The following is an 11,479-nucleotide window of genomic DNA, read 5'->3' as shown; positions in this document are numbered from 1 at the left end:
CACCACCACCACCACCACCAATGGCCTTTGCAATGCCGCAGAAGCTAGCGAGCGAAACTAAATCGTCGATTGAAGCCATCAGCAACATCAAGAAAATTGATCTAATCGGTGCTTTAAACGCTAGCTCTTTTTTTCAGAAAAAAGTCAGTGAACTGAACTCAGGCACTCCGGCTGCTACAAGCGACGCACAGGCTCCCCTTTCGCCACCGCTGCCAGCTCAACCACTTAAACAAGCTAAATTTTCATCGGCATCCATTGCCCATTTCGAAAAAACAGATCTAGTGGAAGCTTTAAAAGCCAGCCGTTTTTTTCAGCAAAAAGTCAGTGAACTGAACTCAGACATTCCGGCTGCTTCAAGCGGCGCACAGCTTCCCTTTATTCCGCCGGTGCCAGCTCAATCACTTAACCAAGCTAAATTTTCATCGGCATCCGTCGCCAATTACGAAAAAATGAATTTAGTAGATGCCTTAAATAAAAGTCCATATTTCCAAAGAATGGCGGACAAGCACAGCTAGTCATGCCTCTAACGTTGCCGAATAACATGCTATGGCCCCAATGCTGCAAGGGGATGTACGTTTTACTCAGGCACAAAAAACGCCCCGACCGGCACAAGCCAATCGGGGCGTTTTCAGTTGCTACGGTAGCTTAGCGCGGGAACGCTGGCGGATTGACTCCGGCCATGTCTTCCATCACACGCACTACCTGGCAGCTGTAACCGAATTCGTTGTCGTACCACACGTACAGCACAACGCGGTTGTCATTGCAGATAGTCGCTTCAGCATCCACCACACCGGCATGACGCGAACCCACAAAGTCAGTGGACACGACTTCTTGAGAGCTGACGAAGTCGATTTGCTTGTGCAGATCAGAGTGCAGCGCCATGTGACGCAGGTACTCGTTCATTTCTTCGCGAGTGGCCGGCTTCTCAAGGTTCAGGTTGAGAATCGCCATCGACACGTTCGGCGTAGGAACGCGAATTGCGTTGCCGGTCAGCTTGCCAGCCAGCTCAGGCAGCGCCTTGGCCGCAGCGGTAGCCGCACCGGTCTCGGTGATGACCATGTTCAGTGCGGCGCTACGACCACGGCGATCGCCTTTGTGGAAGTTGTCGATCAGGTTTTGGTCGTTGGTGTAGGAGTGAACCGTTTCAACGTGACCATTGACGATACCGAACTTGTCGTTGACCGCCTTGAGCACCGGCACGATGGCGTTGGTGGTGCAGGAGGCTGCCGATACGATCTTGTCGTCAGCGGTGATTTCGCCGTGGTTGATACCGTGAACGATATTTTTCAGCTTGCCCTTGCCTGGCGCGGTCAGCACTACACGGTCAATGCCAGGGCACTGCAAGTGCTGGCCCAGACCTTCGGCATCACGCCATACACCGGTGTTGTCCACCAGCAGTGCGTTTTCAATACCGTATTGGGTGTAATCCACCTCGGTCGGGTTCTTCGCGTAGATCACCTGAATCAGGTTGCCGTTGGCGGTGATGGTGTTGTTTTCTTCATCCACCACGATGGTGCCGTCGAACGGGCCGTGAACCGAGTCACGACGCAACAGGCTTGCACGCTTGACCAGGTCGTTTTCGGCGCCTTTGCGCACGACAATGGCACGCAGACGCAGGCCGTCGCCGCCACCGGTTTTTTCGATCAGGATGCGCGCCAGCAGACGGCCGATACGACCGAAGCCGTACAGAACAACATCGGTGCCTTTACGTGCTGCAGCATTCTGCTGACCCACAACATCGGCCAACTCATCACGAACGAACTGCTCGGCAGTACGTCCATTGCCCTCTGCCTTGAATTTGACGGCCAGCTTGCCCAGATCGACCGAAGCAGCGCCGAGCTTGAGCTCGCTCATTGCTTTGAGAAGCGGGAAAGTGTCGTGCACGGACAATTCAATGTCATCGGACTGACGATGGCGAGCAAAGCGGTGCGCTTTAAGAATCGCAATGACTGAACGGTTGATCAGGCTGCGGCCATAGATCGAGCTCACCACGTTGTTATTGCGGTAAAGCTGGCCGATTAGCGGAATCATCGCTTCTGCGAGTGCTTCACGGTCGATCCATTCACCAAGACACTGGTCGGGCTTCTGAGTCACGGGAACCTTCCACATGTAGGGGCTGAAAAAAGGGGCTACATTATGCCGCCGCACCCAGGAAGGGGCAATGCACGCCGGTCACACGCTGCAACTGAAACGATTAAGCCCCAACGAATATAGGCGAAAAAAAATCTACAGCCCCGCTTTTTTTGAGGTGAAATGCCCTTGCGCAGCGCCTCTTGCGCCCCCATGTTCGTTCACACCTGCTGATTTCAATGGCGCCTAAAGACGGTGACTGACAGCCAGCCCCTTGGCCCGTTACACTTGCCGACTTTGCCGCAACGCTTGGAGCTCAACCTTCCGTGCCCGTCCTGCGTCTACCGAAACTCCCTGCTACGGCAGGTAAACAGCACTGGAGCAACCTGCCCGGTGCCGCCCTGAGCCTGGCCATTGCCGAAGCCGCCAGCGCCGCCCAGCGTTTTACCCTGCTGCTGACAGCGGACAGCCAGAGCGCCGAGCGTCTTGAGCAGGAATTAAGGTTTTTTGCGCCCGATCTGCCGGTGCTGCATTTCCCCGACTGGGAAACCCTGCCCTACGACCTGTTCTCGCCCCACCAAGACATCATTTCTCAGCGTATTGCCAGTTTGTACCGGCTGCCCGAACTGAGTCATGGCGTTTTGGTAGTGCCGATTACCACGGCCCTACATCGACTGGCACCCACCAAGTTCCTGCTCGGTAGCAGCCTGGTGCTGGACATCGGCCAGAAGCTGGACGTTGAGCAAATGCGCACCCGCCTTGAAGCCAGCGGTTATCGCTGCGTCGACACGGTGTACGAACACGGTGAATTTGCGGTGCGCGGCGCGCTGATCGATTTATTCCCGATGGGCAGCAAGCTGCCCTACCGCATCGACCTGTTCGACGACGAAATCGAAACCTTGCGCACCTTCGACCCGGAAACCCAGCGTTCCATCGACAAGGTTGAATCGGTACGACTGTTGCCTGCCCGTGAATTCCCGCTACAAAAAGATGCGGTCACACGTTTCAAGGCACGTTTTCGCGAGCGCTTCGATGTCGACTTCCGCCGCTGCCCGATCTTTCAAGATTTAAGCAGCGGGATTACGCCAGCCGGTATCGAGTACTACCTGCCGTTGTTTTTCGACGAAACCTCTACGTTGTTCGACTACCTGCCCGCAGACACCCAAGTGTTCTCGCTGCCCGGCATTGAAAAAGCCTGCGAAAACTTCTGGTCGGACGTGCGTAACCGCTACGAAGAACGCCGCGTAGATCCATCGCGCCCTTTGCTGCCTCCGGCCGAATTGTTTTTGCCGGTTGAAGACTGCTTTGCACGCCTGAAAAACTGGCCCCGCGTCGTGGTCAGTCAGGATGACCTGGAACCCGGCAACAGCGGTGAACGCTTCCCGGCGCAAAAACTGCCAAACCTGGCGATTGAAGCCAAGGCTAACCAGCCGCTTCATGCTTTATCGGGGTTTTTGGAACAGTTTGAAGGACGTGTGTTGTTCACGGCCGAATCGGCCGGCCGCCGCGAAGTGCTGCTGGAGCTGCTTGATCGCCTGAAACTGAAACCCAAAACGGTCGATGGCTGGAGCGATTTCGTCTCCAGCAAACATCGTCTGGCAATCACCATCGCCCCGCTGGATGAAGGTCTGTTACTGGACGATCCGGCGCTGGCCCTGATTGCCGAAAGCCCCTTGTTCGGTCAACGCGTCATGCAACGTCGGCGCCGCGACAAACGCGCCGACGCCAACAATGATGCGGTCATCAAAAACCTCACCGAACTTCGCGAAGGCGCCCCCGTGGTGCATATCGACCACGGCGTGGGCCGCTACCAAGGGCTGGCTACCCTTGAAGTCGACAACCAGATCGCTGAATTCCTGACCCTCGAGTACGCCGAAGGCGCCAAGTTGTATGTGCCAGTGGCCAACCTGCACCTGATCGCCCGCTACACCGGCAGCGACGACGAACTGGCGCCCCTGCACCGTCTGGGTTCGGAAACCTGGCAAAAAGCCAAGCGCAAAGCCGCCGAGCAAGTGCGTGACGTGGCCGCTGAACTGCTCGATATTTACGCCCGTCGCGCCGCCCGCGAAGGCTATGCCTTTGAAGACCCGAAGGCCGACTACGCGACCTTCAGCGCCGGCTTCCCGTTTGAAGAAACGCCCGACCAGCAAACCACCATCGAAGCCGTGCGCGCCGACATGCTGTCGCCCAAGCCGATGGACCGTCTGGTGTGTGGCGACGTGGGTTTCGGCAAAACCGAAGTGGCCATGCGCGCCGCCTTTATTGCGGTACATGGCGGTCGTCAGGTGGCCATTTTGGTGCCTACCACCCTGCTCGCTCAGCAACACTACAACAGCTTCCGCGACCGTTTTGCCGACTGGCCGGTACGGGTTGAAGTCATGAGCCGTTTCAAATCGGCCAAAGAAATCAACGCTGCTGTGGCCGATCTGGCCGAAGGTAAAATCGATATCGTCATCGGCACCCACAAGCTGCTGCAAGACGACGTCAAGATCAAAAATCTGGGCCTGGTGATCATCGACGAGGAACACCGCTTCGGGGTGCGTCAGAAAGAACAGCTAAAAGCCCTGCGCAGTGAAGTCGATATTCTCACGCTCACTGCCACGCCGATCCCGCGCACGCTGAACATGGCCGTGTCGGGCATGCGCGACCTGTCGATCATTGCCACGCCGCCGGCCCGCCGCCTGTCCGTGCGCACCTTCGTCATGGAGCAAAACAACAGCACGATCAAAGAAGCCCTGCTGCGTGAATTGCTGCGTGGCGGCCAGGTTTACTACCTGCACAACGATGTTAAAACCATCGAGAAATGCGCTGCCGACCTGGCTGAGCTGGTGCCTGAAGCCCGCATCGGTATCGGCCACGGGCAGATGCGTGAGCGCGAGCTCGAACAGGTCATGAGCGACTTTTATCACAAGCGTTTTAACGTACTGATCGCCTCGACCATCATCGAGACCGGTATCGACGTGCCGAGCGCCAACACCATTATCATCGAGCGTGCCGACAAATTCGGCCTGGCGCAGTTGCACCAGTTACGGGGCCGCGTGGGACGTAGCCACCACCAGGCGTATGCCTACTTGCTGACACCACCGCGCAAACAAATCACCGGCGATGCGCAAAAGCGCCTCGAAGCCATTGCCAACACCCAAGACCTGGGCGCCGGCTTTGTTCTGGCCACCAACGACCTCGAAATCCGAGGCGCGGGTGAACTGCTGGGTGACGGTCAAAGCGGTCAGATACAAGCGGTCGGCTTCACGTTGTACATGGAAATGCTCGAACGTGCTGTCAAGTCGATCCGCAAGGGCGAACAGCCCAACCTTGACCAGCCCCTGGGCGGCGGGCCGGAAATTAACCTGCGTGTCCCGGCTTTGATCCCCGAGGCCTATCTGCCCGATGTCCACGCACGGCTGATCCTGTACAAACGCATTGCCAACGCCAGCGATGAAGAAGGCCTCAAGGATTTGCAGGTTGAGATGATCGACCGTTTCGGCCTGTTGCCTGAACCGACCAAAAATCTGGTGCGCATTACCGCGCTGAAATTGAAGGCCGAGCAGTTGGGCATCAAAAAGGTCGACGCAGGCCCACAAGGCGGACGCATCGAGTTTGCCTCCGACACCCCGGTTGATCCGCTGGTGCTGATCAAACTGATTCAGGGCCAACCCAACCGCTACAAGTTTGAAGGCGCCACCCTGTTCAAGTTTATGGTGCCCATGGAGCGAGCAGATGAACGCTTCAACACCCTGGAAGCGCTCTTTGAACGCCTGACGCCGAAGGCTTCCTGATGGCGATTAAATGACACCGCCATGACCTTGAACACGACACCCCGGCTGACCAAACCGCTCGCACCGACGTGGGTCAGCCGTTTCAAAGAACAAAGCCTTGAACGTGGCCGTCGCTACGCACGGGAAAACCGCGTCAGGATTGCCCAGGTCGGTGACAACCTGATCACTGCCAGCTGTCAGGGTTCAGGCGAAAATGTGTACCGCCAGACCCTTGAACTGCGTGAGTCGGCCAAAGGCACTCTGCTCTTGGTCAGCGCGCACTGTACATGCCCTGTTCGCGTTAACTGCAAGCATACCGCTGCTGTATTACTGAAGATTGAAGACACCTTGAACTACCCTGCCGCTGCCCAGGACGCCGAGCTTCTGGAAAAACTCCAGGCCGTACTCGATTCACGCCGACCTGCCAACCTGCCTGAAGTCTTGATCGATGACGTGCAACCCGTGCCACGACTGTGGCTCGCCAGTGCCGAATTCAGCGCCTTTGAACCGCGTAACGGCAAAATGCAGCGCTATACCCAGCATCGGGCCGCCTTGTCTTTCAATTACCTTGAGCATTACGTCAGCGGGCAGAAAAATACCGATGTCCTGATTCGTCAGGAACATCAAACCTTGCGCATCAAGCGTCATCCCAACGCAGAAAACGCCTACCGAGAGCGACTGCGTGAGCTGGGGTTCAAAATTGCGACACGCCAGAGCAAAGCACTGCCTGAAAGTGCGGGCGAATTGTTCGAAATGGTCAATGACAGTGCGTGGCTCAATTTCACCCTCAACCATATGTCCGATCTGCGCGAAGAGGGCTGGGAGTTGCTGGTTGATGAAGACTTCGGATTTGATCTCAGCCCCGTCGAAGAGTGGTACGCCAACGTCGATGAAGCGCCGGAACACGACTGGTTCGATCTTGAACTGGGCATCATCGTCAACGGCCAGCGTCTGAGCCTGCTGCCGATCCTGCTCAACCTGATGCGCTCGCACACCGACATGCTCAGCCCGGAAAAACTCGCCAAACGTCGAGATGACGAACTGATTCTGGTCAATATTCCGGCCACGCCCAACAGCACCCACGGACCGTTACAAGTGGCCCTGCCGTACGGGCGCCTGAAGCCGGTACTGGCCACCCTCGACGAGTTTTACCTGGGCGAACCGGGGGCAACCGCACTGCGCATCAAAAGTGCCGACGCCCCGCGCCTCAATGCACTGGATGCCTTGCCTCTGCGCTGGGAAGGCGGCGAGCATATTCGCGGCTTCGCTCAACGATTGCGCGACATCAAAGACTTTAGCGTCGCAGCCCCCGAAGGCCTCAACGCCACCCTGCGGCCCTACCAGCTCGAAGGCCTCAGCTGGATGCAGTCGCTGCGCCAGCTGGAAGTCGGCGGGATTCTTGCGGATGACATGGGGCTGGGTAAAACCCTGCAAACACTGGCGCATATTCTTTGCGAAAAGAATGCCGGACGACTTGATCGGCCCGCCATGGTGATCATGCCCACCAGCCTGATCCCTAACTGGCTCGACGAAGCAGCGCATTTCACGCCCCAACTCAAGGTGCTGGCCCTGTATGGCCCTACCCGCAAAAAGCACTTTGCAAACCTGAATGACTATGACGTCATCCTCACGACCTACGCTTTGCTGCCCAAGGACATCGAGCACCTGGTAAAACTGCCCCTGCACATCCTGATCCTCGACGAAGCGCAGTACATCAAAAATCCCGGCAGCAAAGCCTCCCAAGCCGCCTGTGAGCTGACGGCGCGCCAACGTTTATGCCTCAGTGGTACACCGCTGGAAAACCACTTGGGCGAGCTGTGGTCGTTGTTCCATTTCTTGCTGCCCGGCTGGCTGGGTGACGCTCAAACGTTCAACCGCAACTACCGGGTGCCCATCGAACGCCACGGCAATGACGAGCGCTTGCAGCACTTCAATGCGCGAATCAAACCCTTCCTGCTGCGGCGCACCAAAGAGCAGGTAGCCACCGAACTGCCGCCCAAAACCGAAATCATTCATTGGGTCGAACTCAACGAAGCCCAGCGCGACGTGTACGAAACCATGCGCCTGGCGATGGACAAAAAAGTCCGCGACGAAATCACCCGCAAAGGACTGGGGCGCAGTCAGATCATCATTCTTGAAGCCCTGCTCAAGCTTCGTCAGGTGTGTTGCGATCTGCGCTTGGTCAGCGATACACCGCCGAAAAAAGGCAGCACCTCGGGCAAGCTCGACAGTTTGATGCAGATGCTCGACGAACTGTTTGCTGAAGGTCGACGCATCCTGCTGTTTTCACAATTCACCTCAATGCTTCGCCTGATCGAAGCCGAGCTGAAAAAACGCAACATCCGCTATGCCCTGCTCACTGGCCAGACCCGAGACCGGCGCACGCCGGTGAAGGAATTCCAGAGCGGCACCTTGCAGATTTTTCTGATCAGCCTGAAGGCGGGTGGCGTAGGCTTAAACCTGACCGAAGCTGACACCGTGATCCATTACGACCCGTGGTGGAACCCGGCGGCGGAAAATCAGGCGACCGACCGTGCTTACCGAATCGGCCAGGAAAAACCGGTGTTTGTGTACAAGATGATTGCCCGGGGCACCGTGGAAGAGAAAATCCAGCACTTGCAGCAGGAAAAGTCGGATTTGGCGGCAGGCGTACTGGACGGTCGAATCGCCGGGGACTGGAAGCTTCACGACGACGACATCGAAGCCCTGTTTGCTCCGCTGCCGCCGAAGGTCGAGAAACGCTGAACCCGCTGGCTTCGTAGCCATTGAGCAGCGGAGCGAGGCTACGCCCGGCGGCGTAGCCGTCGCCAATTCAAAAGGTCAAATCAACCCGCCAATACCCGCGCCAGCGTTGCCTTGACCTTGCCCATGCCGTCATGCAACGCCTGCTCTATCTCGGCCATCGTGATGATTGCCGTCGACTTGCCTGCGGCGGGGTTGACCACCAGCGCCAGACACGCGTAATCCAACCCCAGTTCACGGGCCAGCGCCGCTTCAGGCATACCGGTCATGCCAACAATGTCGCAACCATCACGCTCAAGCCGGGCAATTTCCGCTACCGTCTCAAGACGTGGTCCCTGGGTGGCCGCGTACACGCCGTGACTGCTGTAGGAGCATCCTTCAGCCGCCAAAGCAGCAATCAACTGCGCTCGCAAAGATTCGGTATAGGGGTAGCTGAAATCGATGTGGGTCACCTGCTCCAGATCACCGGCAAAATAAGTGTGCTCACGACCACTGGTGTAATCAATCAGCTGATGAGGCACGCAAAAATGCCCCGTGCCCATCGCCATATGAATACCGCCTACGGCATTCACTGCCAGAATCGACTCAGCGCCGGCCTGCTTCAACGCCCACAGATTGGCGCGGTAATTGACCTCGTGCGGCGGCACACGGTGCGGATGCCCATGACGCGCCAGAAACAGCACCTCGCGCCCACCAAATTCACCGATCTGAATATCCGCGGAGGTCGGACCGTATGGCGTGTCGAGTGCCAGCGAGCGGCTGATGGTCAAACCTTCAAGCTGAGTCAGCCCTGTACCGCCAATAATTGCGTAAACCGTCATTGAGGCAGATCCCTTAATCAATTAATTGAGCATCTTTAAGTGCGCCCATTGCCACCTGCCAGCGCGGGTTCTGGCGATAGTCGGTGCTGGCCCAGGCTTGAGCCCGCATGCGCGCAATACGTGGTGAAGGCGTGACCTTCAAGCGCTGTGCAGCACTGAGTGCCAGTTCGGCGGCAGCGCGATCGTTGCACACCAATCCCATGTCGCAGCCTGCCGACAAGGCCGCTTCGATACGACTGGCCGCGTCGCCCACGACGTGAGCACCGGCCATTGACAGATCGTCACTGAAAATCACACCGTCAAATTGCAGTTCGCCGCGCAAAATATCCTGTAACCAACGGCGAGAGAAACCGGCTGGCTGACTGTCAACTTGCGGGTAAATAACATGGGCCGGCATGACTGCAGCCAGTTGCTTGCTCAGACGTGCAAACGGCACGAGATCATGGGCGCGAATGTCTTCAAGACTGCGTTCGTCCGTCGGGATAGCCACATGCGAGTCGGCTTCTGCCCAGCCGTGGCCCGGAAAATGCTTGCCTGTGGCCGCCATGCCTGCGTCATTCATGCCGCGAATAAAGGCCCCGGCCAACGTTGCAGCGCGCTCGGGATCACCCTCGAACGAGCGGCTACCCACCACTGCACTGCGCTGGTAGTCCAGGTCCAGCACTGGCGCAAAGCTCAAGTCCAGCCCCACCGCCAACACTTCGGTGGCCATGATCCAGCCACACTGTTCGGCCAGGTACTCTGCATTCGGATTATCCGCAATGGCGCGCATCGCCGGCAGCCTTACAAAACCCTGACGCAAACGCTGTACCCGACCACCTTCCTGATCCACCGCCAGTAACAGATCCGGGCGCACGGCGCGAATCGACGCACTCAACTCACGTACCTGACGGGGATGCTCGATGTTGCGCGCAAAAATAATCAGCCCGCCCACTTCAGGCTGGCGCAACAGTTGCCGGTCTTCGGCCGTCAGCCAAGTACCGGCCACGTCCACCATCAAGGAGCCTTTCAGGGCTGAACTCATGGAAATTCCTTAAATAAAGAGAGCGCTCATTACCTGCCGCGAACGTGCGGACACAGCTAAACGCGCCACAATCGAGGATTGCAGCGGCGCGTTGGCAAACGGGAATAAGTCAGGGTTGGGCATGGCGGCTAGCTTAGCGGAACTGAGCTGCCGCGCCCACCCGCACAGGTCAAACCTTAAGGGCAGCCTGTGGAGTTTTGGCCCGCGGACGCATTTGAGCGCTGGCCATTGCCGGGTCAACCACACCGCTATCAGCGCGCATGCCTGCGGCCAGAAAGGGCACCATAAGGCGCATGACTTGCTCGATGGAGGTGTTGATCCCAAAGTCGGTTTCAGCAATCGCCCGCAAAGCCTTGATCCCGGACATGCTGAATGCCGCCGCGCCAAGCATAAAATGCACGCGCCAGAACAACTCTATAGGCGGAATTTGCGGCGCTGCCTCGTTAACCAGCAACATATAGCGACGAAACACTTTGCCATACATGTCTTCCAGGTAACGCCGCAAGTGGCCCTGACTTTGACTGAAAGCAAGTCCCAACAAACGCATGAAAATCGACAGGTCATTTCCGCTGCGCGGTTGAATCACCAGTGCCTGCTCGACCAGCATTTCAAGGAGCTCTTCCAGCGTGGGACGCTGCTCAGGCTTGGCCTGACGACGCTCAAGCTCACGATCCAGGTTGGCGCAGAACGGGCCCAAAAAACGCGAAAAGACCGCCTGGATCAACGCCTTCTTGGAGCCAAAATGATAATTGACGGCTGCGAGGTTAACCCCGGCCTTGCTGGTAATCAGCCGCAATGAAGTTTCGGCAAAACCTTTTTCCGCGAACAACTGCTCAGCAGCATCAAGGATACGTTCAACGGTTTCCGACTGGGCCATGTTTACTCCGGCTGAAAAACACTTAAAACAGGTGTTTGAAACATACGTTTCAGTTTGTAAAAAGTCAAGGCAAGGTGTTCGTTTTACGACTGGTCGGTCTGGCATTTAAACACAGCCTTTGCCCATCCAGCCTCAACCCATGAATGCCCCCACACACCGCCTACAGCCGACCGTCCAGCGGACGACAGGA

At 57.3% G+C, this 11,479-nt stretch carries 7 protein-coding genes; 3 read left to right on the top strand and 4 right to left on the bottom strand.

Annotated elements, in window-relative coordinates:
• A partial coding sequence (locus ACI7MX_RS17620; RefSeq protein WP_405596021.1) for a hypothetical protein occupies positions 1 to 515 on the top strand: 515 nt, incomplete at its 5' end.
• A 130-nt stretch (positions 516 to 645) separates the two neighbouring features.
• Here ACI7MX_RS17620 and ACI7MX_RS17615 read toward each other — a convergent pair.
• Positions 646 to 2,109: a glyceraldehyde-3-phosphate dehydrogenase gene (locus ACI7MX_RS17615; RefSeq protein ID WP_122784053.1), complete on the bottom strand. Its 1,464-nt coding sequence runs from the start codon at positions 2,107 to 2,109 to the stop codon at positions 646 to 648.
• A gap of 287 nt (positions 2,110 to 2,396) precedes the next feature.
• Here ACI7MX_RS17615 and mfd point away from each other — a divergent pair, with 287 nt between their 5' ends.
• A complete protein-coding gene (gene mfd / locus ACI7MX_RS17610) occupies positions 2,397 to 5,846 on the top strand; it encodes a transcription-repair coupling factor (protein ID WP_314491109.1) in 3,450 nt (1,149 codons plus the stop codon).
• Positions 5,847 to 5,867: 21 nt separating this feature from the next.
• Entirely contained in the window at positions 5,868 to 8,570 is a 2,703-nt protein-coding gene (locus ACI7MX_RS17605; protein ID WP_405591123.1) for an SNF2-related protein, read from the top strand.
• 80 nt (positions 8,571 to 8,650) lie between these two features.
• On the opposite strand, the gene ACI7MX_RS17600 is transcribed toward ACI7MX_RS17605, so the two are convergent.
• The 3 genes from ACI7MX_RS17600 to ACI7MX_RS17590 form a co-directional block, all read right to left on the bottom strand.
• The gene (locus ACI7MX_RS17600) at positions 8,651 to 9,388 is read right to left on the bottom strand and encodes an S-methyl-5'-thioinosine phosphorylase (protein ID WP_405591120.1); all 738 of its coding nucleotides are present in this window, start codon (positions 9,386 to 9,388) and stop codon (positions 8,651 to 8,653) included.
• Positions 9,389 to 9,401: 13 nt separating this feature from the next.
• Positions 9,402 to 10,412 (bottom strand): beta-N-acetylhexosaminidase, encoded by a 1,011-nt coding sequence (gene nagZ / locus ACI7MX_RS17595; RefSeq protein WP_122784049.1) that lies wholly within the window; start codon positions 10,410 to 10,412, stop codon positions 9,402 to 9,404.
• A gap of 169 nt (positions 10,413 to 10,581) precedes the next feature.
• Complete coding sequence (locus tag ACI7MX_RS17590) at positions 10,582 to 11,289, bottom strand: TetR family transcriptional regulator (protein ID WP_405591116.1); 708 nt, start codon at positions 11,287 to 11,289, stop codon at positions 10,582 to 10,584.
• Between the last annotated feature and the right edge of the window lie 190 nt (positions 11,290 to 11,479).

Source organism: Pseudomonas sp. 2024-210, from assembly GCF_045062345.1.
Lineage (GTDB): Bacteria > Pseudomonadota > Gammaproteobacteria > Pseudomonadales > Pseudomonadaceae > Aquipseudomonas.
The sequence above is the reverse complement of the archived record's forward strand: the minus strand, read 5'-3'. Positions and strand labels throughout refer to the sequence as shown.